Source organism: Acidisoma sp. L85, from assembly GCF_009765865.1.
Lineage (GTDB): Bacteria > Pseudomonadota > Alphaproteobacteria > Acetobacterales > Acetobacteraceae > Acidisoma.
Window position 1 is genome coordinate 106,978 of the sequence record NZ_LMUQ01000018.1, and the last position, 17,180, is coordinate 124,157.

The 17,180-nt window shown below is 60.3% G+C and carries 19 protein-coding genes; 9 read left to right on the forward strand and 10 right to left on the reverse strand.

All coding sequences use genetic code 11. The features are described 5' to 3' along the window. Positions 1-404: 404 nt before the first annotated feature. Entirely contained in the window at positions 405-731 is a 327-nt protein-coding gene (locus GSQ83_RS03400; RefSeq protein ID WP_158801473.1) for a helix-turn-helix domain-containing protein, read from the reverse strand. Between the two features lie 632 nt (positions 732-1,363). Between GSQ83_RS03400 and GSQ83_RS03405 the strand changes: the two genes are divergently transcribed. Then, complete coding sequence (locus GSQ83_RS03405; protein WP_216849896.1) at positions 1,364-2,611, forward strand: Xaa-Pro peptidase family protein; 1,248 nt, start codon at positions 1,364-1,366, stop codon at positions 2,609-2,611. 52 nt (positions 2,612-2,663) lie between these two features. Here GSQ83_RS03405 and GSQ83_RS03410 read toward each other — a convergent pair whose 3' ends face one another. After that, the gene (locus tag GSQ83_RS03410) at positions 2,664-3,422 is read right to left on the reverse strand and encodes a helix-turn-helix transcriptional regulator (protein WP_158801474.1); all 759 of its coding nucleotides are present in this window, start codon (positions 3,420-3,422) and stop codon (positions 2,664-2,666) included. An 84-nt stretch (positions 3,423-3,506) separates the two neighbouring features. Then, positions 3,507-4,346: an isocitrate lyase/phosphoenolpyruvate mutase family protein gene (locus GSQ83_RS03415; RefSeq protein ID WP_158801475.1), complete on the reverse strand. Its 840-nt coding sequence runs from the start codon at positions 4,344-4,346 to the stop codon at positions 3,507-3,509. A gap of 471 nt (positions 4,347-4,817) precedes the next feature. On the opposite strand from GSQ83_RS03415, the gene GSQ83_RS03420 reads away from it, so the two are divergent. From GSQ83_RS03420 to GSQ83_RS03440, 6 genes are all read left to right on the forward strand, one after another. Further along, positions 4,818-5,519 carry a DNA-3-methyladenine glycosylase gene (locus GSQ83_RS03420; RefSeq protein WP_158801476.1) on the forward strand — a complete coding sequence of 234 codons (702 nt, stop codon included), beginning with the start codon at positions 4,818-4,820 and terminating at the stop codon, positions 5,517-5,519. Between the two features lie 70 nt (positions 5,520-5,589). Continuing rightward, the gene (locus GSQ83_RS03425) at positions 5,590-5,808 is read left to right on the forward strand and encodes a hypothetical protein (protein WP_158801477.1); all 219 of its coding nucleotides are present in this window, start codon (positions 5,590-5,592) and stop codon (positions 5,806-5,808) included. A gap of 82 nt (positions 5,809-5,890) precedes the next feature. Then, the gene (locus GSQ83_RS03430) at positions 5,891-6,439 is read left to right on the forward strand and encodes an aldehyde dehydrogenase family protein (protein ID WP_158801478.1); all 549 of its coding nucleotides are present in this window, start codon (positions 5,891-5,893) and stop codon (positions 6,437-6,439) included. Between the two features lie 32 nt (positions 6,440-6,471). Continuing rightward, positions 6,472-7,338 carry an ATP-binding cassette domain-containing protein gene (locus GSQ83_RS29740; protein WP_216849897.1) on the forward strand — a complete coding sequence of 289 codons (867 nt, stop codon included), beginning with the start codon at positions 6,472-6,474 and terminating at the stop codon, positions 7,336-7,338. Beyond that, positions 7,290-8,165, forward strand: coding sequence for an ATP-binding cassette domain-containing protein (locus tag GSQ83_RS29745; protein WP_216849898.1), 876 nt, complete (start codon positions 7,290-7,292; stop codon positions 8,163-8,165). Before GSQ83_RS29740 ends, GSQ83_RS29745 begins: the two co-directional genes overlap by 49 nt. A 111-nt stretch (positions 8,166-8,276) precedes the next feature. Then, positions 8,277-8,747, forward strand: coding sequence for a FadR/GntR family transcriptional regulator (locus GSQ83_RS03440; protein ID WP_158801479.1), 471 nt, complete (start codon positions 8,277-8,279; stop codon positions 8,745-8,747). 48 nt (positions 8,748-8,795) lie between these two features. On the opposite strand, the gene GSQ83_RS03445 is transcribed toward GSQ83_RS03440, so the two are convergent. From GSQ83_RS03445 to GSQ83_RS03460, 4 genes are read right to left on the reverse strand one after another with little or no spacing between them, the layout of a single operon-like run. Further along, on the reverse strand, positions 8,796-10,085 hold the full coding sequence (locus GSQ83_RS03445) for an amidohydrolase family protein (RefSeq protein WP_158801480.1): 1,290 nt from the start codon (positions 10,083-10,085) through the stop codon (positions 8,796-8,798). 43 nt (positions 10,086-10,128) lie between these two features. Continuing rightward, on the reverse strand, positions 10,129-10,500 hold the full coding sequence (locus tag GSQ83_RS03450) for a DUF1636 family protein (protein ID WP_158801481.1): 372 nt from the start codon (positions 10,498-10,500) through the stop codon (positions 10,129-10,131). A gap of 6 nt (positions 10,501-10,506) precedes the next feature. Then, the gene (locus tag GSQ83_RS03455; RefSeq protein ID WP_158801482.1) at positions 10,507-11,298 is read right to left on the reverse strand and encodes an alpha/beta fold hydrolase; all 792 of its coding nucleotides are present in this window, start codon (positions 11,296-11,298) and stop codon (positions 10,507-10,509) included. 13 nt (positions 11,299-11,311) lie between these two features. After that, positions 11,312-12,253, reverse strand: a complete 942-nt coding sequence (locus GSQ83_RS03460) for a fumarylacetoacetate hydrolase family protein (protein WP_158801483.1) — start codon at positions 12,251-12,253, stop codon at positions 11,312-11,314. Positions 12,254-12,344: 91 nt separating this feature from the next. Here GSQ83_RS03460 and GSQ83_RS03465 point away from each other — a divergent pair, with 91 nt between their 5' ends. Continuing rightward, positions 12,345-13,064 carry a FadR/GntR family transcriptional regulator gene (locus GSQ83_RS03465; protein ID WP_254065476.1) on the forward strand — a complete coding sequence of 240 codons (720 nt, stop codon included), beginning with the start codon at positions 12,345-12,347 and terminating at the stop codon, positions 13,062-13,064. Positions 13,065-13,166: 102 nt separating this feature from the next. Next, complete coding sequence (locus GSQ83_RS03470; RefSeq protein ID WP_158801484.1) at positions 13,167-14,048, forward strand: NAD(P)-dependent oxidoreductase; 882 nt, start codon at positions 13,167-13,169, stop codon at positions 14,046-14,048. An 80-nt stretch (positions 14,049-14,128) separates the two neighbouring features. On the opposite strand, the gene GSQ83_RS03475 is transcribed toward GSQ83_RS03470, so the two are convergent. The 3 genes from GSQ83_RS03475 to GSQ83_RS03485 form a co-directional block, all read right to left on the reverse strand. Then, the gene (locus GSQ83_RS03475) at positions 14,129-14,545 is read right to left on the reverse strand and encodes a hypothetical protein (protein WP_216849899.1); all 417 of its coding nucleotides are present in this window, start codon (positions 14,543-14,545) and stop codon (positions 14,129-14,131) included. A gap of 577 nt (positions 14,546-15,122) precedes the next feature. Continuing rightward, complete coding sequence (locus GSQ83_RS03480; RefSeq protein WP_158801486.1) at positions 15,123-15,710, reverse strand: hypothetical protein; 588 nt, start codon at positions 15,708-15,710, stop codon at positions 15,123-15,125. 68 nt (positions 15,711-15,778) lie between these two features. Beyond that, positions 15,779-17,179 carry a hypothetical protein gene (locus GSQ83_RS03485; protein ID WP_158801487.1) on the reverse strand — a complete coding sequence of 467 codons (1,401 nt, stop codon included), beginning with the start codon at positions 17,177-17,179 and terminating at the stop codon, positions 15,779-15,781. Between the last annotated feature and the right edge of the window lies 1 nt (position 17,180).

A 17,180-nucleotide genomic window follows, 5' to 3' on the forward strand; every position in this document is an offset into this window, starting at 1 on the left:
GCTTTCGACCCCCATCCGAATGACCCTCTGGAGCTCTGTTTCATCGGGCAGGTAAAGGTCTGAGGTGATCAGCCTAGCTTGGTTGTCCATGAGAGCTCCTATTGCGGAGGGAACAGACCATGAACATTCTACTCTGTGAAGTCCCAAGTTGGAGAGGTGCACCATCTGCGATCGGCCGTTAGGGCTGCCGACTGCTTGGTCCACAACTCCACGATCACTCTAACTCCAACGAAGCTTCGAGTGCCGGTTGCCGCACGCAAGCGCTTTTCATTTCCTGAGCAACCTGTCTTGCGACGTTAGGTCATGCTGCTCGATCGTTGCCCGACGTGCCGCCAGGAGGTTTGGCAGCCGCGCTGCTTCTGCCAGCAGCTGTCTTAGGGCCACTTTCTTAAGCTTACTTTCCTCTACGCAGACCCTGAGTCCGACAGTGGATGGAATTCGGCGGCGCGGTGGACGCATGGCCTGCGCGACTGGCGTTTCAGCAGGCGGAAGTGGTAGCTGTTGCTCGTGCGCAGGAGCCGCCACCCGGCCCGCACGCGGCGTTCAATCCAAGACACTTGGCCCAGATGGTCGCCTTGCTTCAGGGCGCGCTGCACCGTCTTCACGGAGCATTTGGCGCGGTTGGCCAGGGTGGCATGGCTCGGCCAGGAAGCGCCGCTGTGGCCGCGGAAGGTCAGCAGCACGTCGCGCAGGTGGCGGGTCAGGTTTCCGGCGCGAAATTCCGCCCACACGCGGGCGGTCCATAGGCAGGGCGTAGGCATAGCCCGGGTGTTCCTCGATTGGGCCGAGGCCGGGGCGCGGCACCCATAATAGATGAGGCCTGGAGCGGCCCGGACAATGAACCGGTGCCGCACTTCCCGGGCCTTCAATTGCGCTGCAGACGCCGGAACCCGGCCAAAGGGAGTAGAGAATCATGTCATCGTACACAAAATCCATGCGGACTTTTTTCGGAGTATCGATCTTTAATGCGGCTAAAGCGCGACGCGGCAGATCGTTGCGGAGGATTATGGGGCGTTCTGATGCGCGCGAGACGAATTTCCCGCGAACGGGACGAGCTTTGAGAAATGAGCGCCCGCACGGTTGCTGACATCGGCTTGTCCCGCGGCGATGCACAGATCGATGACTCTCGCTCGTTTTGAGACCTGGGGGAGCCACCAAGGCTCCAAGCTCTTCTTGAAGAATTGGCCTTACCGGAGGCTGCCCTCGGGGCCGCTATTGAGCAAAACTTAGCCTGCAATACAAATGTAATGACGGAGGCGAAGGAATCACCGAACTGGTCGCATATGGCAGGCTATACGGATGGCCCCGGAAGCCTGCGCTGTCGCCAGTGAAATTTGCAGCGCTTCCTCAAGAGGGCCTAGGATTGCCAGGCAAGCGTTCCGCAATCAGCTACACGAGAGAGAAGGGGCTACACCTGTCGGTATTTCGACCCCTACCACTAGATGAACCGACGCTCGATCTGGAGCGGCTGGCTCGGCTCCGGCAAGTGTTGGATACGGCCGATCTGGCGGGCGCCGTCTTCTTCGACCCCACCAATATTCGCTATGCGACGGGGACGTCCAACATGCAGGTCTATGGCCTGCACAATGCCTGCCGGTATGTTTTTGTGCCGACGAATGGTCCAGTGGTGCTGTTCGAATTTAGCGGTTGCGAGCACCTTGTCCTAGGCCATCCCGGGGTTGCTGAGATTCGCCCGGCCATTCCTTTCTACTATTTCGTTACCGGGCCACGCGTCCAAGAGAAAGCATCGGTCTGGGCGGCGGAGATCGCGGATTTGGTATCTCGTTATGGAGGTGCGCAGCGCCGCGTCGCTGTCGATCGGTTGGACCCGGTCGGCACTTGGGCCCTGCAGGCCTTGGGCATTGAGATCACGGATGGCCAGCAACTGATCAGTGAAGCCAAGAAAACAAAGCTGCCGCTCGAACTCGTTGCGATTCAGAATGCGATCGGTGTGTGCGAGGAGGGGATGCGGCGGATGCGGGCGGCGCTCGAACCAGGGATCACCGAACAGGCCCTTTGGTCGTGTTTGCATCAGACCAACATCGAACTCGGTGGTGAGTGGATCGAGACGCGCCTGCTCACATCAGGGCCGAGGACGAATCCATGGTACCAGGAGTGCAGCGCTCGGATCATAGAGAACGGCGATCTAGTCTCCTTCGACAGCGACCTTGTGGGACCGCATGGCTACGCCGCGGATATCTCGCGTTCCTGGATCGCGGGCGATCGGCCCGCAACGAGTGCACAGCGGCGACTTTACGCATTGGCGCATGAGCAGGTGCGGCGCAATATGGACTTGTTCCAGGTCGGTGCATCGTTCCGCGAGATCGCGGAGAAGGCATGGTTGCCACCCGAACCCTACCTCCAAAACACGTTGCCAGCCATTGCGCACGGCATAGGGCTGGTGAACGAATATCCGTTGATCCTGCAGGCACGGCACTTCCCTTCCGATGGCTATGATGGGTCGGTCGAGGCAGACATGGTTTTATGCGTGGAAAGCTATATTGGCGAACCTGGCGGAAGTGCGGGTGTTAAGCTCGAGCAACAGATCCGGGTAACACCGGATGGGCCGGAGCTGCTCTCCGGCTATCCGATGGAGATTGAGCTTCTTTAGTCTTCGACGAAATCTCACGTCGGCTTTTCGCCGCCACGGATAGCCTCTCGAGTCAGTCGCTCGCAGCGTGCTCAGCCTGCGAGCGGCGATTTTCCCTTGATGAGTAATGTCGCTCAGATAGACGCATACCTGCTCGGGTCTGGCTGGCCGCCATTGGGCTGGCCAAATCCTCCGGGGATTGCAGCAGCCGCCAGCGATGCGGCGTGATCCCCGTGTAGCGACGGAACACTGTCGTGAAATGCGCCTGATTTGCGAAGCCGACGCAAAAGCCGACGTCGGATATTTTCGTCTGTGGCACCATGAGCAGCGCCTGCGCGCGTGCTATTCGCTGTCGGATGACATAGTCATGGGGACGAACTCCCATCCTAGCGCGAAACTGAGCTGCAAAATACATGCGGGTGAGGCCAGCGGCGTTTGCCAAATCCGTCAGTCTGATGGTGTCCGAAATGTGAGCGCGGACATATTCCTGGACCCGCCGCAGACGCCATGTTTGCAGCGCAAGCGGCGGGCTTCGCGACGCTGCAGAAGATTCGCTGCATTGGTCGTTGGCGAGGCTGGTCTCATCTTCGTTGGCGGCTGAAGGATCAGATTGCTCAGTCGCGGTGCTCGACGTTACGAAGGCCGCTTCCGCTGTTGCCTGCTCAGAATAGAATATGAAAGTTTTGTGCCTGTCTGAGCTCAGCAGAGCGATGATGTCGTTCAGGGTTAGAGTTTGGAAGCGTGTTGGTCGGGATGTGGTGGGGGTTGGAAGCATAGACCACAGACGGAGTTCGTGAAGTTCAACCGACTTTTCGTTGGATAGGTCGTCCATTGGAAACTCCTCTTCCGAATACGCAGAGGTCCAAGACGAAGCGACCGGTGGCAGTGCATCGATCGCTCCGTGTCCATGCGCGAATTACATCGACTTCGTATTCACCGCTTCGCTGATCAACTTCGAAATTTCCCGAAAACTCATTCCCGCTGATGCTGAAGCGAGATCACCGGCAGCAAGCTGCTTCGCGGCGAGGCGCAGATCACCCATGACCCTCGTGTAGAGCGATACGCCCAGGCTGCCGCGCTTGACGCCGGCTTTTTGGAGTTCAGTCCAAGGCTCGACCCCAGCCATCGTTCCGACGACTATGTTGACCGGTTTCGGCGCTACGGCCCGAACGATCGCTTTGACCGCATCCATATCCGCAGGATAGGGCGCATAGAGGACATCCGCGCCGACTTCAGCAAAGGCCACGAGGCGCCTGATCGTGTCGTCTAGGTCTGGACGGCCTTGAAGGAAATTATCCGTGCGGCCGGTCAGTAGAATTCGCCCTCGCGCCACTTTCGCGGCTTCGCGCACGCGCTCGACGGCTTCGTCGAATGGCCGGATGGGAGCCGCAGGGTCGCCGCTGGTGTCTTCGATGCCGATCCCTGCCAGACCGGCGGCTATGGCTATCTCGACAGTCGCTGCAACGTCAGCCGAGGTCGTGCCGTAGCCATCCTCGAAATCGCCATTGATCGGGAGGTCGGTAAGTCTACCGAGAAGTTCGGCATTGGCGATATGCTCTTCCCGGGTAATGGTGTGACGGCCATCGAGCCTCCCCAGCGCGGACGCAATTGCGGCGGAGGACGTTCCGATCGCCTCGAAACCCGCCGCTTTCAGCAGCAATGCCGAGGTGCCGTCCCATGCGTTTGGCATGATGAAACCGCCCTTTTGCTCGTGAAGAGCGCGGAATCGTTCATATTGCTCGGATTGCGGTTTCATGTCGTGAGACCTCAGCTTCCTGTCGTGACTAGGCTTGCGTCGCCGCCACGACGGTGGTGCCGGAGCGGCCGCTGAATAGGCACATATCACAGGTGTTTATGGGCGGATCTTCAAGCGCGGTCGATGTGCCGTAATGGTGCGACATCGCAGAACCTCACCTAGCTCCACATTACCGGATGCGGGCAATATGGCGTGGCCCCGGAGCGGGTCGATCCGCTCGGTGGGCGGCGCCAAGCCGCGCTATACTAGCGCCTCCAATACAACCAGCGCATTGTCTCGATCAAGCTTTGTTCTGGCGGGTGCTCTTGCCGGTGTCGGCCGGACGTATAGAGGAGCATGACTTTTGTCGCCGCCGCGAAAATGGTCGTTTGGACGCCTTCGCCGCAGAGGGAGATTGCAATTCTCAGTATCGGGTAAGCCGATGTCGGTGTTACGCTTATCTTGACGACGGAGAGCGTGGGTCCGACTTAGATGAAGCGACATCTTGCGGAAGAAATTCGGATCGCGCGCCTTGCACTCGCCAAACTTGACACGGGTTTAGCCCGTGCCCACGACGCGGCGCCACTATTTGCATGGCGAGTGAAGGAACGCGGCTTCGCCGGCCTCGTTCGCCTGGTGCTCGAGCAACAGGTATCGATCGCTTCGGCCTTGGCCATTTGGCAGCGACTTGAGGCCGGTTTAGGTCAGGTTACCGCCGAGGTCGCGCTGCGTCACGACGTCGAACAACTCAAGCGGTACGGCCTCTCCGGCCCAAAGGCACGCTACGTCCTTGCAATCGCCGAAGCTGAGCGAGAAGGGCGCCTCAACTTTGACTTGCTGAAAGACTTGAACGATCGCGATGCGACCACGCATTTAGTGGCGGTGAAGGGTGTCGGCCGCTGGACAGCCGAAGTCTACCTCATGGGCTGCGAAGGACGGACCGATGTCTTTCCGGCCGGAGATCTGGCGCTCCAAGAGGGACTGAGGCTGGCCGATGGGGCCACAGTCAGAATGACGGAAAAGGCGCTTTATGCCCGAGCCGAGGCTTGGCGACCCTACCGGGGTGTCGCGGCCTTGTTGCTGTGGAGCTACTATGCGCAGTTAAGGAAGCCCACGGGTTCCAGGTCTCCTCGCGGAAAAGCTGTTGGTGCGGTTACGGCTGCGAAGCGCTCTCCGCGAGTGGACTTAGCCTAGTGCCGTGACTTCGGAGCGCTTGCCGCAGGTCTAGCGCTTGCGCGGGTACTCGTCTCTGACCGGACTCAACATGGCAGCCTCGATCCATTTTCTCATGGCGATCGACAATTCCGGCTACTTTGAGGCGGACGTCTCGGGCAATCCAATCCGCGAGGGGATCACCGGGCGGGCGTTCTCACTATCGGAAGACGCGACGGTTGAGATCGGAGATGAACCCGGCATCGGACTTCCGGTCGATGAGGATTTCCTCAAAGCCCACCCATTCATTCCCGGCAATAGCTTCGTCTGAATTGGAATGCGGGACATGTACACTAAACTTCAGCTACTTATCGGTGGCCGTAAGATCTCGGCGGAGGAACGTGACGGAGAGCATGCGAAAGATCGGCGGCACGTTGGCAGCCGGGTGTTCGATCATTCTCAAACCTTCCGAGGAAACACCCGGGACCGCGATTGAAATCGCGGAAGCGTTTCATGTCAACGGATTCACTGATGCCGTCAAAGATCATTCGGGCATCAAGATCATCGATTCACAGCTCGCCTATTTCTCGCAGGAAAAAGCGCAGACTTTGATGGAAAATTATATTGCGCATTATGGCAACAAGATCGATGGCGTCTTCTCGGTCGACTCCGGCGTGGGCGCAGGCGCGCTTAGCGCGGTGCAGGCAGCGGAGGCCGAAGGAAAGCTGAAGAAAGGTCACGTGCAGATGGTCGACGCGACGATCTTCGGGGGCGTCTACGATGCCATCAAGGCGGGCGATTACTACGGTTCGGTGGTGCAGTCGCCGGAAGATGATGCGAAGACCGCGCTGCGGACGGCCGTCATGGCGGCTGAAGGAATGAGCGTGCCGAAGAAGGTCTTTCTTCCGATGCCGATTGTGACAAGCGCAACAATCGGCAATGTGGCTCGGCCGAGCTTCTAGGAAGGGTCACCAGGGTCGCCCACGGATAGCACATGAACGGACCGGAAGTTTCTTCGCGCGACTCGTCGCCCTCCGCCGAAGCGGACGGCGTGGTGATGCGAGTCGAGGGCATCAGGAAAAGCTTTCCGGGCGTGGTTGCACTCAATGGCGTGAGCTTCGACCTTTGTGCAGGCGAAGTTCACGCTCTCTGTGGTGAGAACGGCGCGGGCGAGTCGACGCTGATGAAAATCCTCGCCGGCAGCCAGGCGCCGGATGCCGGGGTGCTCCTGTTCAAGGGGCGCCCCGCGGTGCTGTCGAGCCCGCTCGAGGCCAAAGAAAAAGGGATTCTGCTGATCCATCAAGAGATCTCGCTTGTCCCGGAACTTTCGGTCGCGGAGAATCTGTTCCTCGGAAGTTTGCCACTGCTCTCCTTCGGCCAAGTCGATAGGAAGACTCTTCTGCGACGGGCGCAAGAGGTGCTCGAGAGCAATGACGTCGGGGTGTCGCCAAACGCGATTGCCGGCGAGCTATCCATCGCAAAGCGGCAGATGGTGGAGATCGCCCGTGCCTCTGCGTTTCAATGCGAGGTTGTGATCTTCGATGAGCCGACAGCGTCTCTGACTGAAACGGAAGCGGAGGCCCTCTTCGAGACGATTCAGAGACTGCGGCACCAGGGCGTCGCAATTGCCTATATTTCGCATAAGATTAAGGAGATTTTCCGCGTATCGGATCGCGTGACGGTTCTTCGCGATGGAGAGGTTCGCGGAACACTGCGGACTCGAGGCACGAATGAAGATGAAGTTACGCGGTTGATGATCGGACGCACGCGGACCGCTATTTCCATCGTGCGAAGCGACGCGCTTGGGCCGAGGTGCTGCGTGTTGAAAACCTATCCGTTCCCGGTTTCGCGCGGAATGTAAGTTTCTCGTTGCGAGCTGGAGAGATCCTAGGGCTTTACGGTCTGGTCGGCGCCGGCCGATCCGAAACGGCCGAGGCCATCTTCGGACTTCGCACAAAGACCTCGGGCGATATTTTTGTCGATGGACGCGAAGTAAGGATGCGATCGGCGAAGGATTCTTTGCGGCTTGGATTGGGCCTCGTGCCCGAGGATCGAAAAAAGCAGGGCTTGGTCCTCACTATGGGTAGCCGGCAAAACACAGGCCTGGCGTTGCTTCGCCAGATAAACCGATTCGGCTTCGTCGCGAATGAGCGTGAGGAAACGATCTATCAGAACTACCGCAAAAAACTCGACATCCGATCCGTGACCTCAAGCGCTAAGGTCGGCACACTGAGTGGCGGCAACCTACAGAAAATCGTTTTGGCGAAATGGCTCGCGACGAAGCCGAAGCTGCTGATATTGGATGAGCCGACCCGCGGCATCGATGTCGGCGCAAAGACCGAGGTGCATTCCCTCATTTCTGACTTGGCTGAGCAGGGACTCGCGGTGCTCCTCATCTCATCCGAAATGCCTGAGATCATGGGGCTCAGTCACCGGATTCTGACCATGCAACCGGGGATTGTCACCGGCGAGTTTGACGCTGAGTCGGTGACCGAGGAGGAGTTGGTGGTTGCCATCATGCACCGATCAACGATTGAAGCGGGCGTGGTAACTGAGCCAGAGAGGATTTGCGTCTTGGAAATGGATAGCGACGAGCAGGAGCGCGTTCCGGGGGCCGTGCTGTCGCTGATCGAGCATCGCCGATACGAGCCCGGTGATCGTCTTCCATCCCGAATGCGAACTGGCTGAGCGTTTTCAGTCGGACGTCGCGCGCTGAGGGAAGCGCTCGCAAAGCTTGAGAATATGCGGCTGATCGAACGACGGAAGAATTCCGGTGTCTTTCTCACGCGATCGCCTCACATGACCAGCCTCGAGACGCTTGTGCTCTACAGCGATTTGGGCTTGCCGCAAGACAAGCGCGTCAATGCGGAGTGCGTGAAAGTCAGAAGAATCATCGAGGTACAGGCCATACGACTCGCCTGCGAAAGACGAAGCGAAGAGGACATCACCAAATTAAAGCAAACCAATAGTGCTTTCTCTGAGACATCCGCAGGGCCGCTTATCACCTCGGCTCTGGACTACGAATTCCATATCGACATTTTCCGCGCGACCCAAAACGCTGTGCTGCTTCGGCTGGTAACCCCATTCTATATGATATCGCGAACCCGGCGTGAGCTGTTCTCCGCCGAACCTGCGCGGTGCCGGGCATCGCATAAGCAGCATGTGGGCATGGTGAGGGCAATACAGGAACGGGATGCCGATCGGGCGGAAGCGCTGATGGTCAAGCATATCGGGCGGGTCGAGCGGTATTTTGACTCCGTGCCGGGGTGATGCATTGCGCGAAGGCGGGACCTTCGGTTCCCGCCTTCGCCTCACGTCCTATTCGGCCGCGATCTGTTGCTCTTGCGCCACGCGTCCTTGGAACGGTTTGTGGAACTGGCCATCCTTCATGATCGCGAGAAGCGCGTGCCGGTCCTGCAAAAGGCTGAGGTCGAGTAGGGGGTTTCCGTCGACTAGCAGGATGTCCGCCAGATAGCCGTCGGCGATCCGGCCCATCTTCTCGCCCGACTTGCCGACCCAGGCTTCCCCGCCATAGGCCGTCGCCGCACGCAACGCTTCCCATGGCTCGAAGCCAAACAGGTGGACGAAGTGCTCCAGGTCCCGGGCCTCAGTGCCGTGGGGGAGCCACGCAAACCCGTAGTCTCCGAAAGGCAGCACTTTGATGCCGGCCTTGTGCATCTTGATCATCACCTTGATGCCCTCTTCGAGCTCCCGCTTGTTGCCGATCATCTCGGCGACATCAGTGGTGATTCCCCAGTCCTTGGCCTCATAGGTCGTATTGTAGCGGGCGGCGATGGCGGGCGAGATGTAGTGCTTGTCCTTGACGCGCTCCAGCATCCCGATCGTCTCGTCGGTCGCGAAGCTGGCATGGAAGATGAATTCAACGCCGTGCTTGATGCATTGCCGAACCGAGCTGTCGGCGTGAGCATGCGCCGCGAGTCGCTTGCCGATATTATTTGCCGTTTCGCAGATTGCAGCGACTTCCGCGTCAGTCATCGGATTGTCGTATGCCGCCATCCGTGGATAGCAGAAACTATCGCCCGAGTTGTTGAACTTGATGACGTCGACACCCTCACGGATGAGCATACGCACCGTCTTGCGGAACTCCTCGGGTCCGTCGCAGATGATCGAGATCGAGGGGTGCTTGGCGTCAAGCTGATTATCATCCGCCAGACCGCCGGTTACCGTCAGCTCCGGGGAGCCTGCCAGCATCCGCGGACCTGGAATGCGGCCTTTATTGATTTCATTGCGGATCACAATATCGAGCCGAGGCTTGGCGGATGCGGCGCCGATGAGGGCCGTGAAGCCCATGTCCAGGTTGAGTTTCGCAGTATGCATGCAGAGCAGCACGTGCTCCTCAACCGGGAGATTGGTCAGCTCGGCAACAGACGTGCCGTTGTTGTAGGTTGGATGAGCATGGCTATTGACCATGCCTGGCATAAGCGTGGCGCCCCCCGCATCGACAACCTGGGCGCCTTCGCGCGGCAGTGTCTCGCCGGGTTTGGCGACGGAGTGGATGCGGTTGCCTTGCACCAGTACTTCGCCTGGAACCAGCGTCTTGCCGGTTCCCTCAAAAATCATCGTGTTGGTAAATAGCGTTCTCGCCATTTTCGTTTTCTCCCCATGGTTCTAATCGTCGTTCTCTCGTCGATCAGCGCCTCGCCAGTTCTGGAATGCCCAAAGTGATGCAGCCTGCGATCTTGCTCCGCAGACGCTCGGGCAGCGTGTTCGGCGATAGGATACCATCCGTGCTTTGGGCATAGGTCGTCGCGGCAGCGAGCAACGCCGATGTGTCGCCGGGCTCAAGCCCGCCAAAACGGATCACGGCTTTGCCGGGCTCGCGGAACGCGGCGGCGCAGGGATTGGGACAGGTGTTGAGGCATTCCACCATGCGCACGGCAATCGCCTTGTCCTGCGCGGCCGCCGCCTTGACGATTCGCGCGAGGCGCAAGCCGGGCGTGGTTTCATCCGCGCGGGGCGGCGCGTAGCGGTTGCAGGTCGTGCAAATGAAGATGCGGCACACTGCAGGCTAAGCCGCTTTGGCGGAACGCTGCCGTGAGTAGAAGAGAGTCATTGCGTAGTTCACCTGCTTTGCCCGCTCGATGGTCGCCCAATGACCACAGCCATCCAGAACGCGGAGGTCGGCGCCCGCTATGTCAGCCGCGAGCGCCTTGGCCGTGTCCGGCGGCGCGGTTCGGTCCTGGTCGCCGGTCAGCAGAAGTGTCGGGCACCGGATCGCTGAAAGATCGGCGCGATTGAGCGCGGAAAGGGCCTCGCAGGCTCGCGCATAGCCCTCAGCGGGCTGCCCCATGATGCTTTCGCGAACATAGGCTGTGGCTGAAGGGTGATTCACCTTGGTGTCGTCCGATGTGCCGGCCGCGACGATGGCATCCGCGATGGCGGCCATCCCCTCGGCTCGCACCTTCGCGGCGCGGTCGCGCAGGGCGTTGCGTGCGGCCGGCGGCGGCTCAGGAAACCCGCCGACCAGAACGAGGCTCGCCACGCGGTCGGCATGAAGTGCTGCGTAATGCTGACAAATGATGGTCCCGAGGGAATGGCCGGCGAGATGCACACGACCGCCGCCCGCCTGTTCCACCACCTCATTGAGGTCGGTGACGAAGCTCTCGATCGTCACTTTGTCACGCACGGGTGTCCGGCCGGAGCCGGGCAGGTCATATGCGACCAGACGAAGATCGCGCTTCAAGATTTGCGCCTGAGGATACCAAGTATTCGTGCTTCCACCGAGTCCATGCACGAAGATCAGCAACTCGCCCTGGCCGCCAAATTCCTCGACAAAACGATCCTTGTTTTTCTGGCTCATGACCGGCACTCCTCTACTTCGCGTCCATCAGGGTGCGCTTGGAGTCTGTGGATTCCACCTGCGCTCGGCGCACTACGTTACGCAGCTTTCCGATTCTGGAGATCTCCACCTCCACCACATCGCCTTCCGCCAGGAAACGCGGCGGGTCGAAGCCGATTCCGACACCTTCGGGCGTGCCGGTTGCGATGATATCTCCTGGGCAAAGCGTGACGCTCCGCGAAATCGTTTCGATCAAGTGAGGCACATCGAAGATCAGGTCCGCTGTCGAAGAATTCTGCCGCAGTTCGCCATTGACGCGGCAGGTCACGCGCAGGTCGCTGCCGTCGATCTCGTCGGCCGTCACGATCCACGGACCCATGGGACCGAAGCCGTCGATCCCTTTGCCGAGGAACCATTGCTTATGCTGGCGTTGTAGATCGCGCGCCGTCACATCGTTGATGATGGTGTAGCCGAAGACGTGAGACAGGGCGTCGGCGCGCGAGATCGCGCGACCGCCTTTGCCGATCACGACGGCAAGCTCGGCCTCGTAATCCACCGCGGCGTCGGTTCCTGGCCACAAGGGAATGTCGTCGGTCGGTCCCGAGATGGAGCCGGACGGTTTCGTGAAGATGATCGGATAGTCGGGGATCGCGTCGGCGGCCGTCGAGCCTGCGTCAAACCCGCTTTTGCTGAACTCATGCGCGTGCGCGCGATAGTTCTTGCCGACGCACATGATGTTGTGCGGTGGTGCCGGGATCGGCGCCAATATACGGGCGCTGTCCAGGCTATGACCGGGGGTCTCGGGCATGTCCATCCCGGACAGATGCGAGAGGTGGGTGATCGCCACGACCATGTCCTGCGCAACCCGGTCCGGGAGCCCAGGAATGACGTCATCCAGTGGCCAGTAATAGCTACCGGCGGGATCGACCACCGCCACCATAGGACGGCCCTTGTGAAGGATCGTCGCGAGCTTCATATGTGATCCAATCTAGACCAATTCTTAATTTTTCTGCTCCCAATCGAGAACCAAGTTGCAGTATATGGGTCCGGTGTGTCAAGGCCGTGCCATGAGTTCCGACTCAATCGATTCAATGCCGAACAGTCGCGACAGCAGGCCCGCGCGGGGCGACGCCGATGCTCTGCGCAAACTTTTGGGCCGTGAAATCGGCTCTACCCGCTGGCGTATCGGGGACAAGCTCCCGACTGAGCGTGAGCTTGGCGATACCTACGGCGTCGCCCGCAATACGGTGCGCCGCGCGCTACAGGTCCTCGAACAAGAGAAGTTGATCATCCGGCACGTCGGGCGTGGCACTTTCAAGGCCGGTGATGCCATGTCGGCAGAGGCGGCCTTCCTCCCCAGCGCCGACTCGCTAAGTCCTGCCGGTGTCGTCGAATGCCGCCTCATCTTCGAGCCAGAACTCGCTCCTTTGGCGGTGGCGCGGGCGACGCAGGTGGATCTTGACCGGCTGGCGCATTGCCTGCGTGGCGGAAACGCCGCGACGAGTGTCGAGGATTTCGAGCACTGGGACGGCGCGCTGCACGAGGCGATCGCCCTGGCCACCCACAACCAAACCATCGTTGCGATGGCCCGGGCGCTGGCCGTTGTGCGGACCCGCGGCGAGTGGGGCCAGCTCAAAGCCCGGAGCATGACGACCGAGCACCGGGAAGCACTTCAGGCCCAGCATGGGGCCATCGTCGCCAGTCTCAGTGATCGCGACCGGGATGCGGCGCGGATGCGGCTTCGCGACCACATCCTCTATGTGCGGCGGTACATGTTCGGCGAGTAGACGGCTCCGCTTGACAATCCGTCAGGTCTAAGCCAACCAAATTGGTGCAGGTTGGCACTCATTGGTAATGTCGGCCATTAGTCCTCGGAGAAGGATGATCACATGCGCATCGGCTTCATCGGTCTCGGTTTGATGGGGACGCCCATCGTCCTCAATCTGATGCGTGGCGGGTTCGAGGTGGTGGTCTGGAACCGCACGAAATCCAAGGCGGCGGGCGTCTTGGCAGCGGGCGCGGGGTGGGCGGAAAATATCGGCGAACTTGCCCTAAGCGCCGATGTGGTCATGACCATGGTCACAGATGCCGCGGCATCCGAAGCCGTGATCTGCGGCAAGGATGGCGTTCTCGACAAAGCGAAGCCGGGGACGATCCTGATCGACATGGGATCGATCGCACCCGAAATGTCGCGTTCAATCGGGCTCCGCGCTCAGGCGCGGGACATCGCGATGCTGGATGCCCCGGTCACCGGCAATCCGAAAGTCGCGGAAGCCGGAAAGCTCGGCATCATGGTGGGGGGTGAGAAAGAGGCCGTCGATCGCGTGCGGCCAATCCTTGAGGCGATCTCAGCGCTGATCGTTTATGCGGGCCCGTCGGGCGCGGGCTCCACCCTCAAGCTCGTCAACAACCTGATCCTGGGTGTCGCCATTCAGGCCGTGGCGGAAGCGCTTGTGCTAGCGCGAAAGGCGGGCATCGATCCCGACTGCGTGAGACAAATCACGAGTGTCGGAGGGGCGCGAACGGGCGCCATGGAGACGCGGGGCCCAAGGATGATCGCAAATGACTTCTCGCCGCATTTTACGGCAGACAATATGCACAAGGATCTGTCCACGGCCCTCAGGCTCGCCGATGCCGTGGGCGCCGCCGCACCGGCAGCCTCGGCCGCGCTGGAAATCCTTCGTGCGGCGCGCGCGCAGGGCAAGGGCGACCGGGATTCGGCTGTCGTCTATAGTATTGTCGAGCAGCTTTCCGGACTGATCACACCATAACGCGGCGCCTGATGTCGCTGCGGCAGAAAGTACGGCGGGCTCGTCAGCGAGAATATCGAGCGGGCTGATTATTCGTACCATCACGCGGACCTGAAAGTACTGCCTTCGAGGCAAGTGCCGGCGACCAAAAGATTCCAGAGATCGGGGTGCCCGGCGGGAAGCGGATCGCTGTCTTCTCGACTGAAGAGTCGGGCGGCCCGCTCCTTCTGTTCTGCGCGCGCTTCATCGTTAATCGGTTCCGTCCTCGCCACGCGTCGCGAAGCGACTTTTAAGGGAGGAGCAATGGCCAGTGACGCGGCCTGGTGATCCGCGGCCGCAGGATGAGATGCGTTCTCCGGCTCGCCTTGGTCGATAGTCGCCGGGGGCTGCAATGCAAATGGCACCAGTTCGAGCGTTTTCTCGGAACTGTCCATATTGGTGCTTATTCGATACACCTTGCCGTTCAGGACGCCAAAATATCGAGTGGATTGTTCATGGACTTGGCCGCTCACGGTCATTGTCTCCTTCGTTGCGGACATGGCGAGTGATCTGACTGGCATCGGGAAGTTGTGCGACTAATTCAGCAGGCCAATGGCTCTCCCCCCTGGGAGTGCTCCTGCGCGCTGACATTCCATCCCGCGAGCCACGCAATCCATTCGGAGGTCCAGCGGGAGTAGGGGTTCCTACCGCGCTCAAGACCTGCGCGTTGGGAGATCATGCCGTCCTCGAAGCGAGAGGTTTCATCTTGTCTCATGGCGGTTCCTTCGTGCAGCGCAGTCCGTTTACGCTGTGATGTGGTGCCTGGATGATGCCAAAACTTGACCGAAGTCTGTTCAGAGATAAGCCTTTAGGTGGCAGGTGCCGTGGGGGGATCACGCCACATTTGGCTAGGGCGGACTATGAAGTGCTTCACACCGGCGCATTCATTGGCGCGGGGACCCGTAGGGCGGGGCATCATTAGGCGCGCTCGCCCGGCGACAAGGCTTATTTACGCGCAGAGATCAGGGCGGCGCCCCACACGCCGCAAACCGGCCGCCAGCGGCAGACCGGACGCCTATAGTGGCCGGCGGGGCCCGCCGAGTTTGAGAACCGGCCTCAGGAGCCCGAATTGTTGCGGCCAACCATGGCCGCGCGACCCACCATCGCCGCCCGCCCAACCATCGCGGCGCGTCCGACGACTGGACCCCGACCGGCTGTGGCTGGCGTCTGGCCTGTCGTCATGTTGGTCCCGTCGCTCATCTCTGGCTCCAGCAACACATCGGCCAACCAGCCCGCCGAAATATCGATGCGCACGGTATAGTCGGCTTGGTCCTGAGCCCACATCCGAACGCCCGGCGTGAAGGTCTCGTTCATAAACTCCACCCCTACGAGGCTGAGCGCCTCATCCTTGAGTGGCTCGTGAATAGCGTCGCCTTCACCGAACACAAGCAACACCGCCGGCTGCGCGAGCTTGTAGTAATTGCCGAGGTAGCTGAAGCCGTAAATGCGGGCTAGTCCTGGATTTAAATCGCCATCTTTGTTTCGATACTTTAGTTGCTCCTGTAAGGCGCGCAGAATTGGCGGTGCGCCCTTCAGTGTCCGTTCTTCGTCTTCCGTCTCTAGCTGGAGACCCTCAAATTTGTGCCCAAACAGACGAACCGTGCTGCCCGCGAAAAGTGTCTCTGCCAAAGTCGAGTCCGACATATTACGCCTCCAGATCGTGCATAATTAAATAGAGTAGCCGCTCAATTCGGATTCACTAAGCGTCTTATTCAGCCACTTACCTTGCGGCGATGCACCCCATTGGCATGCGCCGCGCGGATCATTTGGGAAGCATGCAACGCGCCGCCTGGACTGCATCCGGCGCAGCCGCCATGGCGCGGGCTGATCTGCACGCTGAATCGGCCGGCTCGGCGCATCGACCGCCCCGGCAAAGGCACCGGCCTGAACTGCAGGAACGGGCTCGGATCGATCCCTCGCCAAAGAAAATGCGCCAGCATCGCGGGCATGAGAGGGCCATAGCCTTGCTCCAACATCGATTCGAGGAACCGAGCCGCTACTTCCTCGAACGACAATTCTTCGGGGCGGATGCTGAGCATGACGTGGGCGAGCGCAAGGCCGACAGCGTCGCGCGCGGAGCCGATTACGGCGGCGAACTCCTCGTTGAAGCGTGTGAGAGCTGAGGAGAAGACCTGATTCAAGTCCGTGAAGGCGTCTTCCACCTCCTCACGTGTCCAGCCCTGGGCATTCGCGTCATGCGGGATCAGCCCCGACGCGACCAGCCTATCCTGATAGATCTCCACCAAGACATCGAAGATCGCCCCGGTTAGCGGGGCCGCGATCCAATGCTGGTTGCGATTCTCTCCAGTCGGATCGATCCAGGAGCCGTCCGGGGCCAGCTCGATATCCGCGACCTCGGCCATTGTCGTCGTGTTCGCGGCCAGCCGAATCTGCGTATGCGCCGAAGTCTCGGCGATGCGGTTGACGAGGTTGAGCACATAGAGGTTGCCCCGGGTCTGTTCCAACAGGCGGGTCAGAACAGACGGGAAGTGCATGACGGCGGTCAGCGCCACGAGATCGGAGAAGGATTCGTGAAATGCCAGGAACGGCGCGCTGATCTTGTCCATGGACGGAACGCCGACCTGCGAGAACAGAATCTGATGGCCGGTCTCATGGGCAATCACATCGAAATTCAGGGCGTAGGGCTGCATGCTGCCATCGGGGCCCTTCCAGATGCCGGTCTCGAGAAAGCCTGGGCCACTCTGCGCGTTTGGCCAGTCCACGACCGGGATCAGTTCGGTGCGCGGATGTTCGTCACGGTCCCACCACTCGATCGGGTGACCCAGATAGCGCTCCCAGATATCCAGCGTGTAGCGCATCGAGCCGAACTGGTGCGCCGCCAGGAACTGGGGGGTGTCCAGGGGGAGGTGATCGAAATGTCCAGCCTGGTCCGGCAGGGCGGGCAGCAGCAGCGAGCCTCGGTAGGGCGGGCCATAGTCTGGCGGCTCATATGGCTCGCTCTTGGCGGCGGCATCGGCGACGTAAAGCGCATGGTCCGAGGGGCCGGGACCGATGCTGCCGGCAGGTGAGGGGATCTCGACAGTATCGGGAGGCATGTCTTCGGCGAAGGCGGGAAACAGCCGGAAGCGGGTCCCGCCGACGCGCGGTATCATG

Bases quoted from the DNA above. Each gene is read 5' to 3' on its own strand.
- GSQ83_RS03445 (WP_158801480.1), bottom strand. From the start codon at position 10,085: ATGGCGAGAACGCTATTTACCAACACGATGATTTTTGAGGGAACCGGC.
- GSQ83_RS03475 (WP_216849899.1), bottom strand. From the start codon at position 14,545: ATGACCGTGAGCGGCCAAGTCCATGAACAATCCACTCGATATTTTGGC.
- GSQ83_RS03420 (WP_158801476.1), top strand. From the start codon at position 4,818: ATGAAGCGACATCTTGCGGAAGAAATTCGGATCGCGCGCCTTGCACTC.
- GSQ83_RS03485 (WP_158801487.1), bottom strand. From the start codon at position 17,179: ATGATACCGCGCGTCGGCGGGACCCGCTTCCGGCTGTTTCCCGCCTTC.
- GSQ83_RS03465 (WP_254065476.1), top strand. From the start codon at position 12,345: ATGAGTTCCGACTCAATCGATTCAATGCCGAACAGTCGCGACAGCAGG.
- GSQ83_RS03440 (WP_158801479.1), top strand. From the start codon at position 8,277: ATGACCAGCCTCGAGACGCTTGTGCTCTACAGCGATTTGGGCTTGCCG.
- GSQ83_RS03415 (WP_158801475.1), bottom strand. From the start codon at position 4,346: ATGAAACCGCAATCCGAGCAATATGAACGATTCCGCGCTCTTCACGAG.
- GSQ83_RS03455 (WP_158801482.1), bottom strand. From the start codon at position 11,298: ATGAGCCAGAAAAACAAGGATCGTTTTGTCGAGGAATTTGGCGGCCAG.
- GSQ83_RS03480 (WP_158801486.1), bottom strand. From the start codon at position 15,710: ATGTCGGACTCGACTTTGGCAGAGACACTTTTCGCGGGCAGCACGGTT.
- GSQ83_RS03430 (WP_158801478.1), top strand. From the start codon at position 5,891: ATGCGAAAGATCGGCGGCACGTTGGCAGCCGGGTGTTCGATCATTCTC.
- GSQ83_RS03470 (WP_158801484.1), top strand. From the start codon at position 13,167: ATGCGCATCGGCTTCATCGGTCTCGGTTTGATGGGGACGCCCATCGTC.
- GSQ83_RS03410 (WP_158801474.1), bottom strand. From the start codon at position 3,422: ATGGACGACCTATCCAACGAAAAGTCGGTTGAACTTCACGAACTCCGT.
- GSQ83_RS03425 (WP_158801477.1), top strand. From the start codon at position 5,590: ATGGCAGCCTCGATCCATTTTCTCATGGCGATCGACAATTCCGGCTAC.
- GSQ83_RS29740 (WP_216849897.1), top strand. From the start codon at position 6,472: ATGAACGGACCGGAAGTTTCTTCGCGCGACTCGTCGCCCTCCGCCGAA.
- GSQ83_RS03460 (WP_158801483.1), bottom strand. From the start codon at position 12,253: ATGAAGCTCGCGACGATCCTTCACAAGGGCCGTCCTATGGTGGCGGTG.